16 protein-coding genes are annotated in these 23,832 nt (G+C 34.9%); 6 read left to right on the top strand and 10 right to left on the bottom strand.

Annotated elements, in window-relative coordinates; all coding sequences use genetic code 11:
* Positions 1-97 precede the first annotated feature (97 nt).
* The gene (locus WH188_RS12425) at positions 98-289 is read left to right on the top strand and encodes a cold-shock protein (RefSeq protein ID WP_021190047.1); all 192 of its coding nucleotides are present in this window, start codon (positions 98-100) and stop codon (positions 287-289) included.
* Between the two features lie 230 nt (positions 290-519).
* Here WH188_RS12425 and WH188_RS12420 read toward each other — a convergent pair whose 3' ends face one another.
* The 3 genes from WH188_RS12420 to WH188_RS12410 all read right to left on the bottom strand — a co-directional run bounded on the left by WH188_RS12420 (position 520) and on the right by WH188_RS12410 (position 4,707).
* Positions 520-1,767: a glycoside hydrolase family 88 protein gene (locus tag WH188_RS12420; protein WP_339424090.1), complete on the bottom strand. Its 1,248-nt coding sequence runs from the start codon at positions 1,765-1,767 to the stop codon at positions 520-522.
* A gap of 246 nt (positions 1,768-2,013) precedes the next feature.
* Entirely contained in the window at positions 2,014-3,219 is a 1,206-nt protein-coding gene (hmpA, locus tag WH188_RS12415) for an NO-inducible flavohemoprotein (RefSeq protein ID WP_339424089.1), read from the bottom strand.
* A gap of 222 nt (positions 3,220-3,441) precedes the next feature.
* On the bottom strand, positions 3,442-4,707 hold the full coding sequence (locus tag WH188_RS12410) for a chloride channel protein (protein WP_339424088.1): 1,266 nt from the start codon (positions 4,705-4,707) through the stop codon (positions 3,442-3,444).
* Positions 4,708-5,338: 631 nt separating this feature from the next.
* Between WH188_RS12410 and WH188_RS12405 the strand changes: the two genes are divergently transcribed.
* From WH188_RS12405 to gmd, 3 genes are all read left to right on the top strand, one after another.
* Positions 5,339-7,285, top strand: coding sequence for a polysaccharide biosynthesis protein (locus WH188_RS12405; protein WP_132840825.1), 1,947 nt, complete (start codon positions 5,339-5,341; stop codon positions 7,283-7,285).
* Positions 7,286-7,690: 405 nt separating this feature from the next.
* Positions 7,691-8,638 (top strand): GDP-L-fucose synthase family protein, encoded by a 948-nt coding sequence (locus tag WH188_RS12400; protein WP_132769491.1) that lies wholly within the window; start codon positions 7,691-7,693, stop codon positions 8,636-8,638.
* Between the two features lie 36 nt (positions 8,639-8,674).
* Complete coding sequence (gene gmd / locus WH188_RS12395) at positions 8,675-9,772, top strand: GDP-mannose 4,6-dehydratase (RefSeq protein ID WP_183917621.1); 1,098 nt, start codon at positions 8,675-8,677, stop codon at positions 9,770-9,772.
* 123 nt (positions 9,773-9,895) lie between these two features.
* On the opposite strand, the gene WH188_RS12390 is transcribed toward gmd, so the two are convergent.
* The 7 genes from WH188_RS12390 to WH188_RS12360 form a co-directional block, all read right to left on the bottom strand.
* Positions 9,896-12,226 carry a hypothetical protein gene (locus tag WH188_RS12390; protein ID WP_339424087.1) on the bottom strand — a complete coding sequence of 777 codons (2,331 nt, stop codon included), beginning with the start codon at positions 12,224-12,226 and terminating at the stop codon, positions 9,896-9,898.
* Between the two features lie 376 nt (positions 12,227-12,602).
* On the bottom strand, positions 12,603-14,336 hold the full coding sequence (locus WH188_RS12385; protein WP_339424086.1) for a RagB/SusD family nutrient uptake outer membrane protein: 1,734 nt from the start codon (positions 14,334-14,336) through the stop codon (positions 12,603-12,605).
* Positions 14,337-14,350: 14 nt separating this feature from the next.
* Positions 14,351-17,569 (bottom strand): SusC/RagA family TonB-linked outer membrane protein, encoded by a 3,219-nt coding sequence (locus WH188_RS12380; RefSeq protein ID WP_339424085.1) that lies wholly within the window; start codon positions 17,567-17,569, stop codon positions 14,351-14,353.
* Between the two features lie 399 nt (positions 17,570-17,968).
* Positions 17,969-18,481: an isopentenyl-diphosphate Delta-isomerase gene (gene idi / locus WH188_RS12375; RefSeq protein WP_021190036.1), complete on the bottom strand. Its 513-nt coding sequence runs from the start codon at positions 18,479-18,481 to the stop codon at positions 17,969-17,971.
* Positions 18,482-18,501: 20 nt separating this feature from the next.
* Positions 18,502-19,791: a cryptochrome/photolyase family protein gene (locus WH188_RS12370; RefSeq protein WP_339424084.1), complete on the bottom strand. Its 1,290-nt coding sequence runs from the start codon at positions 19,789-19,791 to the stop codon at positions 18,502-18,504.
* 672 nt (positions 19,792-20,463) lie between these two features.
* A complete protein-coding gene (locus WH188_RS12365) occupies positions 20,464-21,132 on the bottom strand; it encodes a MarR family winged helix-turn-helix transcriptional regulator (RefSeq protein WP_339424083.1) in 669 nt (222 codons plus the stop codon).
* Positions 21,133-21,545: 413 nt separating this feature from the next.
* Entirely contained in the window at positions 21,546-22,070 is a 525-nt protein-coding gene (locus WH188_RS12360) for a fasciclin domain-containing protein (RefSeq protein WP_237682846.1), read from the bottom strand.
* A 360-nt stretch (positions 22,071-22,430) separates the two neighbouring features.
* Between WH188_RS12360 and WH188_RS12355 the strand changes: the two genes are divergently transcribed.
* Positions 22,431-22,991, top strand: a complete 561-nt coding sequence (locus tag WH188_RS12355) for an RNA polymerase sigma factor (RefSeq protein WP_132769506.1) — start codon at positions 22,431-22,433, stop codon at positions 22,989-22,991.
* Entirely contained in the window at positions 22,991-23,803 is an 813-nt protein-coding gene (locus WH188_RS12350; protein WP_339424082.1) for an anti-sigma factor, read from the top strand. The genes WH188_RS12355 and WH188_RS12350 overlap by 1 nt, the downstream gene beginning before the upstream one ends.
* Positions 23,804-23,832 lie beyond the last annotated feature (29 nt).

Below are 23,832 nucleotides of genomic sequence, written 5' to 3'. Positions count from 1 at the left end.
AAAAAATAGAAATGTCATCTGAAAGTCTTTTTTACTCACCTTTGGGAAATTATCACATATTTAGCCTATCCTTGTATCAATATAATTTTTAAATAAAATGAATAAAGGAACTGTAAAGTTTTTCAATGAAACTAAAGGATTTGGTTTTATTACCCCTGAAAATGGTGGAGACGATGTATTTGTACACATTTCAGGCTTAAAAGACCAAGTTAGAGAAGGCGATAGCGTTAGCTACGAAATTGAAAACGGAAAAAAAGGCTTAAATGCTGTTAATGTAAGAATAAACTAATTACTATTATATTTTCTTGCAAAAGCAGCTTCCTCACAGGAAGCTGCTTTTTTTTGTTACAAACAGTAAAAAATACAAATCCAGATACACAATCTTTTAGCTCCTTCATAAAAGATTCTTAAACCGTTCTTTTCGACCGTAAAAAAATGCTAATATAAATATGCTCAAGAATCCTTAAATCCTTGATCATAACTATACGATAAAAAATATATTTTCCTTTACAGATTTTCTTATTTCAATTCGGACAATCTTGTCAAACCTTCCAAATAATAATAATCTGCATAAGCCAGTGGCACATCAATCTCCGAGTTGTGAGGAATACTTCCAACACTATGTTTTAATAAAAAGCCTCCATTTGTCCCATAGTTAGCAAAATAAGCTGGTCCAGATAATGTTTTTAGAGTTGACTTAGCAAAGTCTAAATAAGATCTACTCTCTTTCCCTGTAGTAAAAGTAGATAGATCCACCAATGCTGATGCAACAATCGCCGCCGCCGAAGCATCTCTCGGTATATAATCAATCTTCAAGTAGGCAAAGTCAAGATCTGACTTATACCCTTCCTGCTGTGTATTAAAATCCCAGTAAGGAATCTTATCCTTAGGTAAATTCTTATGATTCATATAAAAACTTGCCGCAGCTTTAGCTGTCTCCAGAAACTCTTTCTTTTTGGTTTCTTTATACATCATCGTAAAACCATAGATTGCCCATGCCTGGCCTCTCGCCCAAGTCGAATCATCAGCATAGCCTTGATTTGTTTGCCTATGGATGGCTTTTCCATTTTCATCATAATCCACAACATGGTAGGTACTGTGATCCGGACGGAAATGATTCTGCATTGTTTTGGTTGCATGGCTGATCGCAACATTTCTAAATTTAGGATCTCCTGTAATATCCGAAACATAACACAACATCTCCAAATTCAGCATATTATCAATAATAACAGGATACTGGCAAGTTGTTTTGCCGTCCCATGATTTCTTTTTATTCCACGATTTAATCAATCCTACTTTTGGATTATAACGTTTTAAAGCCGTATTAGCTGCGTGAATGATAATATCTTTATAAGCTTCTACCTTTTTTGGATCTTTGAGATATTTGATCGCATTACCATAAGAACAGTACATCACAAAACCAATATCATGGTGCTGGTCAAGATTTTTAGCTTTCTCTAAAGCCTCGGTCCACTTTATCGCCTCGTTCTTTATTCCTTCGTAACCTGTTTTGTTGTATATGTACCAAAGCGATCCAGGAAAGAAACCTCCTGTCCAATCCCACTCACTCTTCACGACCAACTCTCCTTTCTTATTTATTGTTCTTGGAAAATTTCTCAATCTATCAGCTTCTTTTGCTAAATATGTATATTGCTTTTCCGAAGCTTCAAAACTTTTCTTGATAAATGGCAATTTTATAGGTATAAAACTTAGTGTTAAACCTGCCACTGTAAGCCCCAATAAAGGAATCAACATTTTTCTTTTCATAAGAATCTTCATAATATAAATAGTAAACACATAAAATCTCTTAATTAAATAGCATCTCAATATAATCTGTGTTATCTATTCTTTAGAATAACACAAAGGATACTAGTCATTCAAAATTATTTGACGGTAAATAAAATTATGTTGAATATAAAAGACCAAGCTTCATAATGAAACTTGGTCTTTTTTAATATCGATTATTATCTTTTTGATTTGAAAAGAATCACTGATGTAATAAATATTTTTTGATTAATTCAACTGTAATGATGCTGGTCCAAATTCTTCAAAATAAATGGCTGACTTCTCGACTCCATGTTCCAATAAAAAATGATAATGTTTTGAAATGAAGGGAGCCGGACCACAAATAAAATATTCTGCTTCCGGTTGCAATACCACATTTTTTATTTGTGCAAGCTCTACCCAGCCTTTATACTCAAATGCTGCTGTTTCCTCAATATGATCATAAAAAATATGGCGATCGATCTTATTATCCATAGCGATTTCTGCAAGCCTATCCTTGAATGCATGCACCGACTCATTTCTACAACCGTGTATCCAGGTAATTGGAATAGGTGATTCTACTTTATCTTTTACCAATTGTTCAAGCATCGCCATCAAAGGAGTTTGTCCGACTCCGCCACTTATAAATACTTTTGGATTTTGATTTTCTAGTTGGAGGACAAATGCTCCCACCGGTGTAGATAAATCGACCAAGTCACCTATTTCCACATGATTGTGCAGATGGTTACTGATCATTCCATCAGGATGTTTAGTTCCGGTTTCTCGTTTCACAGAAATACGGTAATATTTTCCATTTGGGGCACATGAAATACTATATTGTCGCGGTTGTAAAAGATCCAATTCTGGCAAGAATAAACGTAGGCTGATATACTGGCCTGGCAGAAAATCAGCCACTGGTCCGCGATCACTGGGATAAAGATAAAATGAGGTTATCTCTTCCGATTCTTTAATTTTTTGCTTTACAACAAAAGGTCTCCAACCAGACCAACCTCCGACTTTGGCTGTTTGCTTGCTATAGAGTGACTGCTCGTGACCAGACATCAGAGAAGCAAGTTGCCCATAAGCCAGAGTCCAAGCCTCTAACAGTTCCACTGAAGCAGCATCGCCTAGAACCTCAGCAATGGATGCAATTAAGTGATTGCCCACAATCACGTAATGTTCCGGACGGATAGATAAACTGGTATGCTTATGACCGATACCATTGACAACCGGCATCAATACACCTGGGTTTTCGATATGTTCTGCGTACGCCAGTACGGCCATTGCTAGCGCTGTCTGCTGTTTATTATTCTGCTGGTTGCCCATGTTGAACACATGTTTCAATTCAGGGTTAAGCTCGAACATACGTTTATAAAAATGTGTTGTCAACAACACACCATGCTCTTTTAAAATTGGCACAGTAGCCTTTACTAATTGTTTTTGATCTGCTGTCATGTTATATCAATAAAAATAAAAGATAATTACATCTTTTATTGTTGTAAAAAAATGCTTTTTTAAACAAAGTACTAGAAACGTGGCTAAGTGCTATATTTAATCATTTTTATATGATAAACCTAAAATAAATAAACTCATCTCTAAGTCTCACAAAGATAAAAACAATAAAAGACTTTATCATCTTTTATTAAAAAAATATGACACAAGCACGAAATATAGCCACTACTTTGCTATTTCAGGATATGTATAGACATTGTAAGGGTTTATCTTTTTTGCTACGGCATAAGCGATCAATACTGCAGTTGCCACTGGAAATAGTAGGATATATGCACCCGGAGCCATACTGCAGATCAAGAACAAGGCAGTGAAACGACCATGAATAGCAGCTGCTAATGTCGAAGCGGCACCTACCAAGGCAAAATTTAAAATCAATAAATCTAAACCAAAAATCATATTGCAACACAATGCCACTGCCATACCCAAAAAAGCCCCAGCAACAATACTTGGCGCAAATACTCCACCATCACCACCGGCGCCCAAAGTAAGGGATGCGACCAAGGGTTTCAATATGACCAGAATCAGTAATGATATCGGAATCATCACAGCTCCCTGTGATGCTGTCGACAATTTGATCATTTGCTGAAGACCGTGATAACTATCTCCGTACAAGGCTGGAAAGAACAAAATAAAGCTTCCGACAGTAATTGCACCAATATTAACTCTCAAAAAATTACTATCTATTCGAGCAAAAAGTTTTTTAGAAGTCAAGACCAGCTTCATAAAATAATTAGCCAATACAGCTCCTAATACAGCAACCAACATCATAAACGGCAGTCCATACCAATGCCACTCCACAACTGGAAAGGATAACAATGGTTCTTTTTCAAAAAAATGTATCCCTACATAAGCGACAATTCCAGCTATTGTACAGCTCAATAAAACAGTTTTCTTTAATCCTCGAGCGATCACCTCAATAGCAAAAAACCAACCGCCTAAAACAGTTCCAAACAACACGGCGACACCCGCTGTCACGCCTGCACAGATGAGCTCGCGCTTATATTTCATCGGTGCCCAGCCTCCTTTACTCATCTGGTTGCCTAATGTAGCAGTAGCCACTACCGTAGAAACCTCTATACCTGTAGATCCTCCAAAAATAACCGTAAGAAAACCGTTTATATAATGTGATGGAATTTTATATAATGGAAGATGATCCTGACGTGTATCCAGTGACCGGTAAATTTCACGAATGCCCTTATTTTTTTTATTTTGAAATACGTATTTCCTTAAAAAATAGATGATGGTAATACCTATGGATGGAAAAATAATATAGAGATAATGATTTATTTGCGACACATGCTCAAACAGATAATCTTGCCAATGGGTAGTGAGGTGTTTAAGTGTATACGCCAAAAGTCCAGATAGCACAGCGATAATAATACTGCCTATCATAAGCTTAAAATAACTGTACAGTTTTATTTTATCTTTCATGATCGATTTCCTATTCTGGCGCAAAGCTACCATAAAAAAATGCAGTAATTCAAGTATTTGCAAGAAAAACTGTGCAAAATCTAGGTTACTATCATTGTTAATCCATGAACATAAAACTGTACATACAAACAGAAAATCAAAGAACACCTCAGTAACATATAAATTGTTTACTAAAATACTGAACCATTTAAATCAGTATAATGAATTATTTTTCAGTTATTCCTAGAATATTTAACAAAAATTATCCCTTGAAAGAGAAAAAAATCACTGTAACAATTAAATTTATGTAGATTTGTAGCTACAAGCCATTGGACAATGAATATATCATTTTACAATAAATGATAAAAGAAAAGAACTCGAATAAATTGGAACAGATTATTTTTTACATCTTTTATTCCTTTTACTTATTTAGTAGACCTACGGCCGAATTAGCTGTAATCAGTATTTCTTTTATTAATCATATTTTATTATCATGAATATCTTGGCACGATTTTTACTTCATGATGGGAAATTTGAATAGGGTATTACTGACGACAAAAACCAACAATTTTTAAAATTAGGTAGTTGTTTCAACATCTATCTTATATCAAAGTTATTGTAATAAAATCACCTACTATTTGAAACATGTTTCATGATTAACCTTACGCTGCTAAAGAGAAAATTTCGAAAAGACAATCCAAGATGGGTTATTCTTTTAATTGATTTGTTTATCGTATTTGTCTGTTATGCTATTTCTAATTTCATTTTTAACAGCATGCATGAACAATATTCGACGGCCATGATGCTGAAGAAAAGTATTCTTATTTTACTGGTATATAGCTTTGCTTTCTCGATAATGGGAACCTATAAAGGCATTATTCGTCAAACTGGTATTCAAGATGCTATAAAAATATTTAAAACGGTCTGGTTGGCCTTTATGTTGTTAGCAATACCAACGATTGCTATTCGTTACTATATTCCAAAAGGAACCATTGCTGGCGATTTCTTACGCCTCTCGTACATCATACTTTTTATGCACAGCTTTTTCACCATGGTGATGTTGGTTGCAGCACGTGTGACTTACAGAAGCATTTATGACATGCTTTTTCTTCCCAATCGGAAAAATCGAAATGTATTAATTTTTGGAGCTTCCAGACCTGGATTAGTAGCTTACTCACTTTTACGTGAAGACCGCCGTATCAAAAATCATGTTGTTGCGTTTGTCGAAGATAAAGTTTCACGTGTAGGTAAACGTATTACGGGATTACGTATACTCTATCTAGAAAAAATAGATCAAGCCTTCATTGACCAATTCAATATATCAGAAGTTATTATTGCAGTGGAAAACAATGATCCAGAAAGGTTAGTACAAGTAACAGACCATTTTCAACAACTTAATCTTGAACTGAAAATCATGCCGAATTCACGGGTTATGTTAAATTCTGGTGCCAAACGTGAGATTCGTCCACTAAAGATTGAGGACTTATTAGGAAGAAAAGCGATTAAGATTGAAAATCCGGGAATTGATGCAGAATTGGACAATAAAGTAATTTTGATAACTGGTGCTGCCGGTTCGATCGGAGGAGAATTATCCCGTCAGATTTCACAACGCAATTACCGTCACCTTATTTTATTGGATCAAGCCGAATCACCACTTTACGATCTTCAACAATCGCTAAAAGCTTCTCATCCCGATCGCGTTAAGTGTATTGTTGGTGACGTTCGTGATAAGCTATTTTTGGAACGGATCTTTAAACGTTATCGCCCACAGATGATTTTTCATGCGGCGGCGTATAAACATGTTCCTTTAATGGAACAAAACCCATATGAAGCTATCTGGACCAATTTAATTGGCAGTAAAAATATGGCGGATTTGGCTGTCGCATATGGTATCCATAAGTTTGTCATGGTGTCTACAGATAAAGCTGTCAACCCAACTAATGTCATGGGAGCAACAAAGCGGGCGGCTGAGATATATGTCAACAGCTGTAGCGCATTAGGAAAAACCAATTTCATTGTGACACGATTTGGGAATGTATTAGGGTCAAATGGATCTGTTATTCCATTATTTGAAAAACAAATGGAGCAAGGTGGGCCATTGACACTGACACATGAAGACATCACACGATATTTTATGACTATACCAGAAGCTTGTCTATTAGTTCAAGAAGCTGGTGTTATGGGCAATGGTGGAGAAATCTTTGTTTTTGATATGGGTAAATCTGTCAAAATTATAGATTTGGCCAAGCGCATGATCAAGCTGAAAGGTTACCGTTATCCTGAAGATATTGATATTAAGATAGTAGGCTTAAGACCAGGCGAGAAAATATTTGAGGAATTATTGGCGAATGATGAGAATACACAAAAAACGCATCATCCTAAAATTATGATCGCTCAAGTAAATCGAGAAGACATAGCTGAAAAATGTCATCTAATTGAGCAGTTGAGCCGTGACATTACTTCGTTTGACAAAAGTGATATCAATGACATGCAACTAGTGCTACAGCTTAAGAAAATTGTTCCAGAATTTAAGTCACAGAATTCGATATTTAAAGATTTGGACGACCATCTTGAAGAAAAAGTTATTTTAAACACTTAATATGCGATAAATAAATATCGTTACAAAACAATAAATAACCCGCTTAACTACATATAGGTGGGTTATTTTTTTTGAGTTTTATATCTGTGAATAAAAGCTGCACAGTCGTTGTCTTAATCTCCTGTTTGTTTCACATTGAATTTACCCATCTCTAAAGGCTCTCTTCAAATATTTTAATACATTTATTTCTCATACAATTCCAATTATTCTTTCGTAATTTGCCATCGAATTCTTCATCGGGTTGCTATTTATAAAAAATAAATTCATTCGATTCAAGTATTTTGGATGAGAATCCGGTAGTCAAATTTATATGTACTCAAAGAGTTCAATATAATGAGCCATTATTTAGCAATACTGATTTCCTTTTTCATATCATCCAGTCTGTAAATAAGAGTAAGAACAAAGATGAAAGACAAATATATATATATAGCAGGTCATCGTGGTATGGTTGGTTCAGCAGTCAAAAGAAATTTAGAGAACTTAGGTTACCATAATTTCGTTTTACGAAGTTCTGCTGAACTGGATTTAAGAAACCAGTCCGAAGTACAGGAATTTTTCAGGAATGAAAAGCCAGCCATTGTAATTGATGCTGCTGCAAAAGTAGGAGGTATATTAGCCAATAACAATTATCCTTATCAGTTCTTGATGGATAACATGCAAATTCAAAACAACCTTATAAACGAGTCATTACAAAACGATGTTGAAAAGTTTATTTTCCTAGGTTCTTCTTGTATTTATCCCAAATTTGCACCTCAGCCTTTACAAGAATCCAGTTTATTGACGGATAGTCTAGAGCCAACAAACGAATGGTATGCCTTGGCAAAGATTGCGGGGGTTAAAGCATGTCAGGCGATACGTAATCAATTTGGAAAAGATTATGTTAGCCTTATGCCTACAAATTTATATGGCACACATGACAATTTTGATCTCACAAGTTCACATGTACTGCCAGCGATGATTCGAAAATTTCACGAAGCGAAATTAGAAGGACATACCACAGTCAACTTATGGGGATCTGGAAGTCCGATGCGCGAATTTTTATTTGTGGATGATTTAGCGCGAGCTGTTGCATTTGCGTTAGAAAATAAGCTTCCTGAGTACCTATATAATGTCGGTACAGGAATAGATCTTAGTATCAAAGATTTAGCCACTCTCATTCAATCTATTGTCGGTCACCAAGGAGAAATTAACTGGGACAGCAGTAAACCCGATGGAACTCCACGCAAACTTATGGACGTAAGTAAGATGCATGAATTGGGATGGAAACATCAAATTGAATTAAAGGATGGTATTCAGACTACCTATCAATGGTTTTTAGAAAATCAGGATAACTACAAAGAAGTAAAATTATAAGTATTCAATACTACTTAAATTAAGCATATAATTAAGATGAAAATTGCATTAATCACTGGTGTAACCGGACAGGATGGCTCATATTTAGCAGAACTATTATTAGAAAAAGGCTATATGGTACATGGTATCAAACGTAGAGCATCCTCTTTCAACACACAGCGTATTGACCATATTTATATGGACCAACATGAAAACCATGTCAATTTTAAGTTGCATTATGGAGATTTGACCGATTCAACTAATATCATCCGTATCATTCAAGAAGTACAACCTGATGAAATTTACAATCTGGGAGCCATGTCACATGTTAAGGTATCTTTTGATTCACCAGAATATGTAGCGAATGTCGACGGTATTGGAACATTACGTATTCTTGAGGCTGTACGCATCTTAGGTCTAGAGAAAAAAACACGGATTTATCAAGCATCTACTTCCGAATTATACGGTTTGGTTCAAGAAGTTCCTCAGAAAGAAACTACTCCATTTTATCCGAGATCACCTTATGGAGTCGCAAAGATCTATGGTTTTTGGATTACGAAAAACTATCGTGAAGCATATAAGATGTATGCTTGCAATGGTATTCTTTTCAACCATGAATCGCCACGAAGAGGTGAAACTTTTGTCACTCGTAAGATTACGATGGCTACAGCTGCCATTGCACACGGCAAACAAGAATGCTTATATTTAGGTAATCTCAATGCACAGCGCGATTGGGGGCATGCAAAAGACTATGTGGAAGCCATGTGGCTTATCTTGCAACAAGATGTAGCCGAAGATTTTGTCATCGCAACAGGGGTAACCACTTCTGTTCGTGAGTTTGTACGTATGGCATTTGCTGAAATAGGTATAGAACTCGAATTTGAAGGTAGTGAAGCTTCAGAAGTTGCAAAAGTAAAAGCCTGTAATCACCCCGATTATCAATTAGAAATCGGTAAAGTTGTTGTAAAAGTAGATCCTCAATATTACAGACCGACTGAAGTCGATTTATTGGTAGGTGATCCGACTAAATCAAACACACAATTAGGATGGAAACCGAAATACGATCTTGCAGGTTTAGTAAAAGAAATGATGGAATGTGATGTTGCTTTAGTCAAAAGAGATTTCTTACTGGCCAATCCTTCACAGGTTAAATAGATACGACCTCTCATAACGTTCAAAATAAATTAGGGTAGTGCATTGCAATGAGTTGATGCAATACCCTATTTTATTTTGAAGACAAATTTTCAAACGTTCTCCTACTAGTCTTTACTTATCCATCTACATTACTTTTTGAAAATACACGAGTTTTCCCGATTTTGTGATACCTTGGATAGTTACCTGTACCTTTCCTGCTCGATTATTATTTAAAAATTCGATCTCTTTTGCTGGAACGTTCTTATAGTAAACCAGTATGGGATTCCAGTACAATGTAATACGATCTCCAAAACCGCTTAAATTTAAATTTTCATTTACACTCTGAAAAGGGCGGAGTGATGTATATCCTTTAACTTTCTGAAAATCAACTAATCTCCCCCTATCTCGTACCACTTCAGAGGACGGGAGCGTATAAACGGCGACCACAGGTCCACGACTAACCGTTGGCGTAGGTCCTTCAATTACCTTCACATAAGCAATTTCATTCATAGCCAGGTAGCTTACTTCCTCCGCAGTTGTTTCGATCTCATTGATATAATATGCGACAACATCACTTTTAAATTTCACGATTGGCACATTTGTCATGGGTTGACTAATAATCTGTAATCCCGCAATCTTACCCAGCTGTAGATAAGTAAACAGGTTAAAACTACCTTTGGACTCTTTGTCGCCCTGAATATCTATGCCCCTTCCATCTTTTGAAAATAGTCCACTTTTAGCATATTTATTATTCAAATCTTTTACCCTTTGTTCATTTACTATTTTGCCGCTAATCTTTACTGTATCAAGTTTGGTTATATCCCTTTTCAACAAAGTCGCCATATACCGAGTTCTAAAATTATCAAGTAACTGATTTTTTTCTACTTCCGGGTTTATCCATAACGATCCTGCATATGGTATATTTCTCAAAGTATCTACCTTGGACATATCATAAAAAGTATAATTCACTTTAAAAGGTATGAACCTCATTTTATCCTCCACCTGCGTGACACGTAACTGTACGGTATCAAATGGAACATAGTCCGTTATTTTAAAACTATTCTCGCCATCAAAAGGTACTTCCATATAACGCATAACCGGGTCCAGTTCACCTTGATACCCAAATGAAATACCACGCTTCGCTTTTCCATCCTCAGCTAAGTTGTCTAAAGTCTTTTCTATTTTTTTCTTACCCTTTTCTTTTAACTCCATTTTACCATGTAATAGTAATATATCATCTGGTTTACTTTTACCATTATCTGGTATAATAAATTCATCTTTGGATAACGCTGCAATGTATCGCTCATCTTTAGTAATGTCTTGAACAAATTGATTTTCAAATGGCTTTTTTGCTATATTTTTAAATAAGAGATCTGATATCATCGTAGCAGTGCTATCTAATGGAAAAATTCCATCAATAATAGAAACTGAAACATTCGCCAGCTCACCTTCTGGCAATTGAACACGTAACAAATTTTTCCCCAATGGTTCCGAAGAACGATTGACAAAGCTAACATCTGGCGTTATAAAAGTTTCTTGACTTTTAGTGATCAAACCTTCTTTTTGTAATAGATTTCCATTTATATCGTACAACAAAAATTGGAGAACACCATTTACTAATCCATCCTTTGGCAATACAAGTGTTTTTACATCTTGCCCATCCTTTATAATTACTTTTTCATCAAATAATTTCTGGTGATCGAGATAAGCTTGAACAATAACTTCATCGTTTATTTTTCCAACTTTAGAAACCGTCAGTTTATATTTATCTGCACTTTCTCCTACAGTTATCTTATAACCATGATCAACAACGTTAGGTAATACTGTTTTAATTTTTTCACCACCTACCATCTGCCATTCCAAAATATATTCGTTGGCCTCAGGAGTTAGGAATACATTGACTTCTCCATTTTTATCGCTTTCAAATTCTTCTACCACTTTTCCATCGGCTGTTTTGATTTGTCCCTTAAAAAAAATATTTACTGGATTCTTAAAGAGGAATCCAACTGGTTCATGGAGCAGCATATGTTTTATTTTCGGATACATTATCAATTCGGGTATTTGACTCATTCCGCCATTCAATACAATTTTCTCCTCTTTTTGATAAATTGCAATACTTTTATCATAAATCAGATTAGGAAAATCAACCGTGTTTTTTGTAAAAGCATTCAATAAAATCCGATGTTCTGTATAGTTTTTAGGCACCAAATACTGAGCTGCAAAAACTCCATCAACCACAACATAAACATTATTTTCCAGTACCGCCCCCTCTCCATCAGCCCAATCAATATAGACATTTCGTATAGCACTATCCAAAACACCATCTGTCACTACATATCCCTTAAACAAGATTGTATCCCCAGGAAAATACTCGGTTCGATCCAAGTGAATCGCTATTTTGGAGATTGATTGTGCCTGTGTAAAAAGACTAAGAAAAATTAAATTAAAAAAGGTAATGAAGCGCAGTAGTTTCATGTATTTATTATGGCTTTGGTTTATAAAATTGAATGGTTAGCAATTCCCATCTAAAGTAATAATAAATCATAACACTTAAGTATTAAATTTTCAAGTGGTTAAAAAAGTTCTACTTGAATTTTCAACTCATTTTCAGAGGTTACTTTACGATAAAGGTTTTAGCAATCCAACTTATTCAGGTTCTATCTTTTTTGAGAATAACACAGAATAAAATACCATTAATGAAAAACACCTTTACATGAGAAACTGTATGATATATGATATCTTCATCCTATCATTTCTATGAAACGTGACAGATTTTACTCTATTAAGAATAAAAATGTGTATTACTAAAGGTAAAAAAGCACGGAATTAAATCCCGTGCTTTTTTTCAATACTACCAGTTAGGGTTCTGTTCTAACTTTACATTTTTAGTGAGTTCAGAAGTTGGCAATGGCCATAGATAATCTCGATCCTTATCAAATCTACGTAATGTAGCAGGTTGCAAAATTATATAATTCTGATCGTTTACTAGAGTCTTATCCGACCATTTGTCACCTGTAGCTGTTAGATATTCTGTAAATAAATAACTACCTAACAATGCTTTTGGCAACTCAATTTCTGCTGTTTTCCATCGAATCAAATCCCAATATCCATGCCCTTCAAAGGCCAGCTCAACTTTTCTTTCACGTCGAATTTCCGTCCTCATATTTAGTCCATTACTATTTACAAAAGCATTGGTTAATTTAGGCATTGCAACATAATTTGGTGCAGCATCTGTACCAATATTCACTTGTGGCAATCTGCCTCGAAGTGCATTGATCGTTTGATCCAATACCATATCACTGATTGTTCCATCCAACTCATACACAGCCTCAGCATAATTTAAAAGGACTTCAGCATAACGAATGACAGGTCGGTCTATATAAGATGCTTGAAGTGTCCAAAAATCTTTTTTAGCATATTTTCGTATACCGTATCCACTTCTTTGATAACTAGGATTCGGTATCGTGTAATTACTACTGGAAATAAACTCATCTCCCCTTTTAAAGATACTTAAACTCATACGCGGATCTTTTTTACTGAAATATTGAGCGTGAGTCATTGATTTATCAGGTTTCTGATATAATGGTGATTTTTCAATTGGTAAGCCATCTGCCATCAAATAGTTATCAACAAAATTTTGAGTTGGGACTACAGAATTTCCTTCATAATAGCGCTGTACTGGAGTGGAAATCACACTATTATCGCGATTAATCCCATATGTCTTTACTATTATATTTTCTTTATTCGATCGGCCTTCACCAGCCTCTTGGAATAAATTAAAATAAGCATTATTAATAACTTCACCGTGACTTCCTACAGCCGATGCAGTAAACAAAGCATGTGCGCTAGAATTAATAACAGCTTCGGCAGCCTCCTTGGCGATGGTTAAATGTTTCTTTTGCTCACCATAATTATGAAACTTTTCTCGCGTTCCTTCGAACAGAGCTACTCTAGATTTAAATGCTAGCGCTGCAGTTTTAGAAATTCTGCCATATTCTTTTGCGGTATTTAGTTCATCTGCAGATCGTAAAACAGATATTGCATAGTCCAGGTCATCCAAGATGAATTGAAAAAGTTCTTCCCTTGAAGCGCGTACTTTAAAAATATCAGGATCATCTACAGTCATCGTTTTTGTGATCAATGGTACTCCTCCAAAACGTTTAAACATTTCAAAATAATACCAAGCCCTAAAAAACCTTGCCTCACCCACATACCAATTTATTTGCGTCAGATCACCACCCTTTTTAATAACCTCTTCAGATTTTTCAATTAGTTTATTAGCTTGAAAAATACCATTATAATTATAATCTGTACTAGTGGCCGGGGTTGCGCGAGAACCATCGCTTATATTATTTGATGAAGTATTCGGGTAAGCATCTGTTGACCAATTATCTACAGTTACATCTGCTAATGTTAGTCCTGGTATTGTAGAATAAAAATAATTAGCCGCCAACCTGATATCTGCCACCGTATTCCAGAAGTTAGCATCACTCATTGTTGTCTCTGGCACTTCATTGATATCACAAGAAATAAAAGAGCTAAAAGAGACCGATGCTAATAATAGATATAAAATTCTTTTTTTCATAATCATTGTTCTTATTATAAATCAATATTTAAACCGAAAGAGATTGAAGTTGCGAATGGATATGGAGATACTTTACCATCCTCAGGCTTCATCTCTGGATCGATCACTCCTTTATAAATTCCCAATCTAGAAATTGTCAATAAATCTTCTCCAGAAACATACATACGTACACGAGAAAATGGTAATTTCTTAACTGTTTCCCGCGTCAAAGAATAACCAATCTGGATATTTTTCAATCGTGCATATGCACCACTCATAAACCATTTATCGGAATTTTGAAAGTTTTGAGTTCCTTCTAAATAAGGTCGCGGATAGGCTGCATCTCTGTTCTCAGGAGTCCAATAATCCATATGAAAATTCATTGGCAGATAATACGAATATAATTGAGGTTGAATTAATTCATTACTTGGTTTAAACTTACGCTTACCAATCCCTTGAACGAACATACTGAAATCTAAATTTTTATACCCAAAATTAAAGTTGAACCCATACTGATAGCGTGGATTAATATCTCCCAGATACTGCAAATCACCAGCATCACCAACGATATTTTTTCCTGGCGAAATTTCACCATTTCCATCTAGATCTACATAACGAATATCACCTAACCCAGGTACGCCCGCTTTATTTATCAACTTAGCATAGCTTGGTGCATTTTTTAGATCCTCTTCTGTCTGAAAATAACCGTTGGTTTTATACGCCCAAATTGAATTAAGCGCATACCCTTCTACCAAATTATTAACACCAGAATAAATAATATTATCCGCGCCACCATATTTCACAAGCTTATTTTGATTATCTGCAAGATTGAATGATGCTCCAAAAGTAATATCGTCACCGATCTTATCTTGATATCCTAAAGCCAGTTCCCATCCCCAGGTCTTCATTTTTCCAACATTAGATTTGGGAACATCAATCCCGATCGTTGCGGGCAAACTTACTCTTACAAGCATATTGTTATTATATTTATTATAATAATCAAATGATCCTTTCAGCTTTCTATTCAAAAAGCTAAAATCCAAACCAAAGTTTTGTGTCTCTATTGTTTCCCATGAAAGGTTAACAGCAGGAATCATGCTTTGATATAAATATGTCTGTCTACTATCACCTAATAAGACATTAGACCCTGTTTGTAATTGCGCTATAAAATCATAATATCCAATTCCTACCTTCGAGCCAACTTTACCCCAAGAAATACGTGGTTTTAGCTCATTAACAACAGTGGAAATACCATCAAACCAAGATTCTTTAGACATATTCCATCCTGCAGAAAATGATGGAAATACCTTCACTCGTTGTCCAGGAGTTAATCGAGAGCTTTCATCACTTCTTATCGTTGCTTCAAATAAGTATTTCTCTTTATAATTATAGTTGAAACGACCGAAGTATGATTGCATCTTCTCTGTTAAAGCTGATTGTGAATTTGACTTATTCACTGGATCTGAAGTGAAATTCAAACTCGGATTATCATTAACATATAGATTTTTGGTTGTTGCCCCCAAAGTTTGATAGTCATATGAGTACAACTGATATCCTCCCATGATATGGAAATTATGATCTGAACCAAGTTTAAAATCATAATCTGCTACAGCCTGATAATTCTGACTCAGGGTTTTATAGTCCATTATTGAATAATTATTTGGATTATTCAATTGACTGGCAGTATTAGCTTCAGGTCCAGAATAGAAGGTTACGGTACGTCTGAAGTTTCGATTTTGCTTAGTAATATCCTCTCGACTATACATTAATTTGACTTCAAGTCCTTTTACTAACTTGTTTATCGTTGCAGTTGCATTGTTAAAATAAGTACTGCTACGATCTCGGTTAAATCCTCCGTCTTTCAACAAAGCATAACCAAAAGCTGATGAAGTACCGCTACGATAATATGTTCCGTCTTCATTAAAAATAGGGAACCGCATTCGTGAAGAAAAAAATTGACGTAGTATTCCATTTCCACCCCCATCTAAACCATATCCACCATCCTGCGGATTATCTGTAGCTTGATCGATAAATGCACTACCAATATCTAACTTGATATATTCGTTTACTTTTGCAGAAATATTTGCACGCGCATTCCATCTCGTAAAATGATCTTCTCCAATCTTAAACATACCTGCCTGGCTCATATTTCCCAATGACGCCATATAAGTTACGTTTTCATTTCCTCCGGAAAACTGCAGATTCGTATTATTCATTGTATAAGACTTTTTAACCACCTTATCAATCAAATTTTCCTGATTGTATGTTCTCCACTGACCGTTAGAGCCTAAAACAAACGTAGGACCATTGATAGCATAATTCAGATCTTCTTCATTATACTCTGGCGCTAATCCGGCATTTGCTCTTGCTGTATTAACATAGTTCATTTCATCGATCAAAGACAGTCTTTCAGGAATATTAGCAGGCATTTGCCAGGCCATATTACTCATCAATGAAATTCGTGATTTACCCTTTTCACCCTTCTTCGTGGTAACCAACAGAACTCCTCCTGCAGATTGTGCTCCATAAATAGCTGTAGCTCCACCATCTTTCAGAATACTAATATTCTCAATATCATTAGGATTTAAAGCCATGAATGTACCTTCAGAACTTATAACTCCATCGATAACAACCAAAGGCGCAACGCCTCCATTCGCTGAAGTAGCTCCACGAACTTCCATATTTAAACCTTGGGCACCTGGTCTTCCCGAGTTTCGGCTAATTACTAAACCAGGAGCTGCACCCTGAAGCATATTGACTACAGTAGGTGATGGTCTATCTTTTAATACTTTTGCATCGACCTGTGACACTGCACTTGTTAAATTGGTTTTCTTTTGATTACCGTATCCAACTACCACAACCTCATCAAGAACATCTTCAGTTTGCTTTAAAATTACTTTTTCAGCAGCAGAAGCTAGTATTTCTTGGCCAATATAACCAATGGAACTAAAAACCAAAATAGGGTCCGGAGTACTCACAGCTAAATTATAATTCCCATTAATATCTGTTGAAGTCGAGTTTTTACCACCTTTTTCTCTTACTGTAACGCCGCTGACAGCTTTACCAGTTGCATCAACCACTTTACCAGAAATGTTTTGTTGCGTTCGTAATTTAGCATACACCAGACTTTCCGGGAAAAGTATACTTGCTGTTGCCTGATTAGGCAATACACTAAGTGAAAGTGGTGCTAAAAGTGCAAGACGACAGTATAATTGTGACCAGCCTTTCTTCTTTAAGTAATTGTTTTTAACCATATTCAATGTATTAGGTTTTTATTCGTGTAACTTTTGGTTATAGTGAAACAAGTCTAAACAAAAAAAAAACACGTATACTATCGCTCAAATCAAGCAATCGATTGCACTGCATACGAAAACGATGTAGAAAAGATATGGGTCAAATATATTTTGCACGAACATGCAAAACAAATGCGGTATAATCTCAATATTATACCGCACAAGGGAAAATTAAAGAATGAAAATCTTAAGTGAAAAAGGTAATATTACACATCAAAATGTTAGATATCTAAATAAATTAGTAATCACAACATCTAATAGTTACTTATGATTTAACTCTAGTATATTAAAACAGTATTTATTCATAAATAAACTTGTAGTAAGCGTTTTACTTTCAAAAAAAATGAGAATGAGATCCAATTATATTTGTCCGATAAGCTGAGGTAAAGCCATTCTAAACCAATACGTAAAAATATCTGGTTGATCATTTATCTTTTGGAACAATTCTAACTTATCAATCCATTTAAAGGCCTGTACCTCATTAGTATTCGGCACAGGCTGTTGATCCGTATATCCTACTAATACATGGTCATATTCGTGTTCGATAAGTTCATTTTCAACAGGAGTATAGTAAACAAATGCAAATACTCTTTTTAGATCACATTGCAGCCCCATTTCAAATTGTAAGCGCTGTTCGGCACTCTCTTTAATATCTTCATCTAATTGTGGATGAGAGCAACATGCATTCGTCCACAATCCACCACCATGATATTTTTCATTCGCTCGTTGATGAATTAGCATTTGTCCTTTGCTGTTAAAAATGAAAATAGAAAATGCGCGATGCAAAATTCCTTTTTCATGCGCCTCCATTTTGTCCATTTCACCTACTACGTGATCCTGTTCATCTACCAATATTACTTTATTTCTTTTCATATTTTTTACAGACAATAAATTTACAATGCTTGCTTATATACTCTCAGTGCTCTTTCACGTGCTTCCTCGTGCGACACTATCGGTATCTGAATATTTTTTTCATAATCCGGATTCCAAGTCTTGATATAAGTCAAATCAGCATCAAATTTTAAAGTTTGCGCTGTGGGATTAAAAATACGGAAATATGGGGCTGCATCACAACCACATCCAGCCACCCACTGCCAGTTACCATTATTTGAAGCTAGGTCATAATCCACTAATTTTTGAGCGAAATATGCTTCACCCCAACGCCAGTCAATAAGAAGATGTTTACAAAGAAAACTAGCCGTAATCATTCGTACCCTATTATGCATAAATCCCGTTTCATTGAGTTGCCTCATGCCTGCATCGACAATCGGATAACCCGTTTTCCCGGAACACCAAAGCTGAAATTCAGCTTCATTATTTCGCCATACGATCGAATCATATTTTGGTTTAAAACTATGTGTGACTACGCGTGGATAGTGATACAGTATTTGCATAAAAAATTCCCTCCAGATCAATTCAGAAAGCCATGTTTCATTATATTTCAAAGCAAACGCTACACACGATCTGATTGAGATTGTGCCAAATCTCAGGGCAATACCTAAGTGTGTTGTATGATCTAATGCAGGAAAATCACGCTTTTTATCATAATCGCTTATAATCTCCAGTTCTAAATTAGGCTTTTCAAATATTATATCCGTTTTCTGAAAGCCCAATACCTCTAGCTCTTTAATTTTCAATGGATTAGTTTTATAAAAATGTTCTGCAGAAACTACTACAGAGGCATAATTCTGAGGAACCAATAGGCTTTTCCATTTTCTCGAATAGGGAGTGTATACACTGTAGGGGTTGCCGTCATCTTTAACAATATCCGACTTTTCAAATATAACCTGGTCTTTGTAAGTATTAAATTGAATGTCTCGCTCTCTCAGGTACGATTCTATCAGCTTATCTCTTTTTATTGCCTGTGGTTCATAATCTCTATTACAGTATACACCTTGTACGTCATAAATTTTAGTAATAATCTCAAAAATCTCAAGTGGTTTACCGTGATAAGTCTGCACCGTTGATCCATAATTATGCAAAGTACTATTTAGTGAATTCAAAGCTTGGTGAATATAATCCACTCGTCGATCTTTGTCAGTTTCCAACTTTTGAAGTATAGTCGTATCAAAAATAAATATAGGGAGCACAGGGTAACCCGATGCAACAGCCTGCTGTAATCCCACATTATCTTCTAAACGTAGGTCACGTCTGAACCAAAATATAACAACCTTATCCTTCATATTTCTTATTTTTTCACCGTACATACGATTAATATATAGCTTGCGATTAATTATTTTTTTTGAAATCGTTAAAAAGAATAATTATTGAGCATAAACTGCCTATAACCATAAATCGCATCTTATACTTAATGTTCAATCTGCGAATATTGAGTATTTGATCCATAATCACTATAGGAGATTCCCATCCAGTTGCGGCGAGTACACCATTTACCTTAAAAAACATTCATTAAGAAAAGATAAACAAAGGCACTTTTCCACTCCCGTTCACTTTGGCTATAAAGTGCAATATAGTCCAGTTCCAGTAGTTATCAATGCCTTAATAATTTGATATATTTTCTGTTCAAGTGATGAATTTATTTGACCAATTAAGATTAAAAAATTTGTCGAGACAGAAATAGTTAAAAATACATGCAAATAGTATATATAAAAAATAACCATTCTTCAATTGGCAAACTAAATAATTGAAAAGGCATGGTATAAGCTGTACTTAAACTTACCAAACACTCATTTTAGTTAACTGTATATTCCATTAAATGAAAAGAGCCGAAACTATAATACTTGTTCTTAAAAATGCTCGAAAATATTTATTAAAATGGCTTTGACAATCAAAAAGCAACCCCAAGCAACGATCTTAACACTCTTATTTACCTAAGCAATTTTCTGCTAACGGATCTAATTCTTTGACAAAGGATAGTTTTCAGCAACAGAAGTAAGTAAATCTGCAACGTCAATATTTTGATCATATATCGGTTGATGAAATTTCTCCAATTTTTGTAATAAACGTATTAATTCCATTTTTTCAGGACGGGTCAGATCTCCTGTGACAATTAGACTGGCTTTACGAATTTTATCCATCTGATTCTCAAGAACGCGCAGTCCCTCATCTGTAATTGAAATGACTTTACTCCTTTTATCATCCTCTGAGTCGACCTGACCTACCCATTTTTGGTGAATCAACCGATTAATGATCTGCATACCAAAAGGTTTATCATGGATATTACGTTTTATAAGTTCCATTTTTATCATTGGCCCAAAAACCTTCAGGTTAATTAAATAAATAAAATCTTCCTGCGTAGAAAAATCTGACTCATGTATAGCCGCTTTAGAGTAAGTTTTTGCAAATCTGTTCATCTGCACGATTAGTGTATTAATAACACTCTCAGGATTTCGCCCGTTTTCCTTTCCCTCCCAATCCGGCTCTGCAGGAACTATGCCTTTGTAATGATCAACTATAAATTGCTGAAAGCCTGCACTGTCTTCACTATACTTTCCACTTTCTTGCTTATTTTTTTCAAACTTTTCAAGTAGTTCAATAGTATCTCTTAATAAATTGTAATTCATGATTTATACATTGAATAAATAAATAGAATAAAAATATTCTATTTATTTTCATAAATGTACATTTTTAAAATTTAATATTGAAATATAGTTGATTATTACTCTAAATATTTTTTTGATATTGTTTAAATTCTCACATAATATGTTTTAAAACTTTACCCTATCAAAGTTGTTTTAAGGAATAATTTTTCAAAAATTAATTCCCCTTTTAAAACCAATAGTACAGGATCACAAAATCGGTCCTCAATAAAAAAGCTGTCAATCTATCTTGAAAATAGATTTACAGCTTTTTATTTTATTTAGAAACATCTTTTTTAAAATGATATTCGAAAGTCTCAAGATCACCGAAAAAGTACAAGTTTTATTTTCAAAAAAGACTTAAGATTACAAAAACATTTAGCAACATTAAATATTACCTAAGGTATCAATACATGGTCAATAACATGAATTACACCATTTGATTGGACAACATCCGCAATCGCCACCTTAGCATCTTTTCCTTTAGAATCACGTACATAAAGATCCTTACCCTTCGTCCAAAAAGTAATCTTCCCACCTTCTACTGTAGTCATATCAGCTTTACCGCCCATTTCCTTAACAGATTTTAAGATCGCTACGGAATCAAATTTTCCAGCCAATACATGATAGGTCAAAACCTTCGTTAACATACCTTTATTTTCTGGCTTTAATAATTTTTCAACCGTGCCCTTCGGCAATAAATTAAACGCTTCATTTGTTGGAGCTAATACAGTAAAAGGTCCTTTAGAAGACAATGTCTCGACTAAACCTGCGGCTTTCACTGCCGCGACCAAAATGGTATGATCCTTTGAGTTAACCGCATTCTCAATAATATTTTTAGTTGGATACATTGCAGCTCCACCTACCATTACAGTTTTATTTGCATGTTGCGCTGCAACATTTCCGCAAAAGAGTACACCCATCAATAATAGACCGAGTGTCATAAAAGTGAATTTCGTTTTCATTTCTTATTTTTTAGTGGTTATCATTTTATTTACCCTATTTATATCACTTACGAAATAATGCTTCAATTGGATTGCGTTTTGAAATTAAAAATATCTCACCGCCATTTTATGCTACATCATTAAAAAAAAACTTGGTCCTGAGCTGATTTAATTAAAATATTTCAAAACATAAGTCACCTCAACTTTATGTCGAGAGCACTCATTTAAGAAATGAATAATAGGTTTGTGTGCAATAAATCCAGTACAATCAATTAAAATTCAAATAAATATAGAATTTCTTAATCCTATTATATATCTTTGAACTCAAAGACTAATTAATTGAGCCCGATACACCACTTAGAAGAAGATACATTAATTTCCTTATTACAGAAAAAGGATCAGCGCGCCTTTAATTATCTTTATGATCATTATGCGGGAGCACTGTATGGTCTAGTTCTTCGTATCGTTACACTCAAGGAATATGCTGACGAAGTACTTCAAAATGTTTTTATCAAAATATGGAAACATATTGATTCATTCGATGCTTCTCGAGGCAAACTGTACACTTGGATCATTAATATAGCCCGTAATGCTGCATTTGATTACATCAAATCAAAAGGCGTCCAAAATGAACAAAAAAACCAATCTCTTCCAGATATCGTAGATGCTAAAGAAAAACATAACTTTAGTGTTTCTACACAGGTAGATCATATTGGTTTTAAAAACGTATTGAATGAACTTCGTGCAGAATGGAAAGAGCTTATTGAAATGGCCTACTATGAAGGATACACACAACAGGAAATTGCAGAAAAACTAAATATTCCTTTAGGTACAGTAAAAACTCGTACACGAGGAGCACTTTTAGAATTAAAAAAAATACTTAAAGAATACCAATACTAGTGGATATTAAAGAATACATATCGTCAGGAATTATCGAAGCTTATGTGCTAAATCTCGCCAGCGAAGAAGAGGTGAGTGTTTTGATGTGCATAAGTAAGCATAACACTGAAGTACAGCAAGCGATTCTAGAGGCACAAGAAACTTTAGAAGATTTTGCTACTGTCCAAGCTATGTCTCCTCCTGTCGAACTTAAATCAGTGATCTGGGGCAAAATATCCGATCAGACTACTCATCCCGTATTACCACCACCTGTTGAAAAGACAGTTCAGTTGATTGCAGAGCCACCTTTAGCATCATCTGTACGCAACTTAAAGATGCGTAACTGGAGTATAGCCGCTTCTATATTATTAGCGTTAAGTATCGGTACCAATATTTACTATCACAATAAAAAATCTGTTAATCAAAATCTTCTTGCTCAATCAGAATCAAAACAAGAATCTACTCAAAAAGCATTGATGAGTTTGGAGGAAAAATGGGCCATGTTGCAAGATCCTGCAATCAAAACGATCACTTTAGCCGGAGTAGAGCAACATCCAAAACTCAAAGCACATGTTTTTTGGAACACCAATACAACAGATGTTTATCTAAGTCTAGAAAATTTACCTCCTGCTCCAGAAGGTATGCAGTACCAACTTTGGGCAATCGTTGATGGTAAACCAGTAGATGCTGGTGTATTTCCTTTGGATCATACTGACCGAATCACCAGCATGAATCAAATACCTAAAGCACAAGCTTTTGCTATAACCCTAGAGACAAAAGGAGGAAATCCGACACCAAATTTATCACAACTTTATGTGATGGGAAATACATAAGCTTTCGTTATATTTTAATTCAGAAGTTA

Origin of the sequence: Sphingobacterium sp. MYb388, assembly GCF_037479535.1 — a bacterium.
In the GTDB taxonomy this organism is placed as follows: Bacteria; Bacteroidota; Bacteroidia; order Sphingobacteriales; family Sphingobacteriaceae; genus Sphingobacterium; species Sphingobacterium anhuiense.
The sequence above is the reverse complement of the archived record's forward strand: the minus strand, read 5'-3'. Positions and strand labels throughout refer to the sequence as shown.

Bases quoted from the DNA above. Each gene is read 5' to 3' on its own strand.
- WH188_RS12390 (WP_339424087.1), bottom strand. From the start codon at position 12,226: ATGAAACTACTGCGCTTCATTACCTTTTTTAATTTAATTTTTCTTAGT.
- idi (WP_021190036.1), bottom strand. From the start codon at position 18,481: ATGAAAAGAAATAAAGTAATATTGGTAGATGAACAGGATCACGTAGTA.
- WH188_RS12370 (WP_339424084.1), bottom strand. From the start codon at position 19,791: ATGAAGGATAAGGTTGTTATATTTTGGTTCAGACGTGACCTACGTTTA.
- WH188_RS12400 (WP_132769491.1), top strand. From the start codon at position 7,691: ATGAAAGACAAATATATATATATAGCAGGTCATCGTGGTATGGTTGGT.
- hmpA (WP_339424089.1), bottom strand. From the start codon at position 3,219: ATGACAGCAGATCAAAAACAATTAGTAAAGGCTACTGTGCCAATTTTA.
- gmd (WP_183917621.1), top strand. From the start codon at position 8,675: ATGAAAATTGCATTAATCACTGGTGTAACCGGACAGGATGGCTCATAT.
- WH188_RS12380 (WP_339424085.1), bottom strand. From the start codon at position 17,569: ATGGTTAAAAACAATTACTTAAAGAAGAAAGGCTGGTCACAATTATAC.
- WH188_RS12360 (WP_237682846.1), bottom strand. From the start codon at position 22,070: ATGGGTGTACTCTTTTGCGGAAATGTTGCAGCGCAACATGCAAATAAA.
- WH188_RS12420 (WP_339424090.1), bottom strand. From the start codon at position 1,767: ATGAAAAGAAAAATGTTGATTCCTTTATTGGGGCTTACAGTGGCAGGT.
- WH188_RS12365 (WP_339424083.1), bottom strand. From the start codon at position 21,132: ATGAATTACAATTTATTAAGAGATACTATTGAACTACTTGAAAAGTTT.
- WH188_RS12385 (WP_339424086.1), bottom strand. From the start codon at position 14,336: ATGAAAAAAAGAATTTTATATCTATTATTAGCATCGGTCTCTTTTAGC.
- WH188_RS12425 (WP_021190047.1), top strand. From the start codon at position 98: ATGAATAAAGGAACTGTAAAGTTTTTCAATGAAACTAAAGGATTTGGT.
- WH188_RS12410 (WP_339424088.1), bottom strand. From the start codon at position 4,707: ATGAAAGATAAAATAAAACTGTACAGTTATTTTAAGCTTATGATAGGC.
- WH188_RS12405 (WP_132840825.1), top strand. From the start codon at position 5,339: ATGATTAACCTTACGCTGCTAAAGAGAAAATTTCGAAAAGACAATCCA.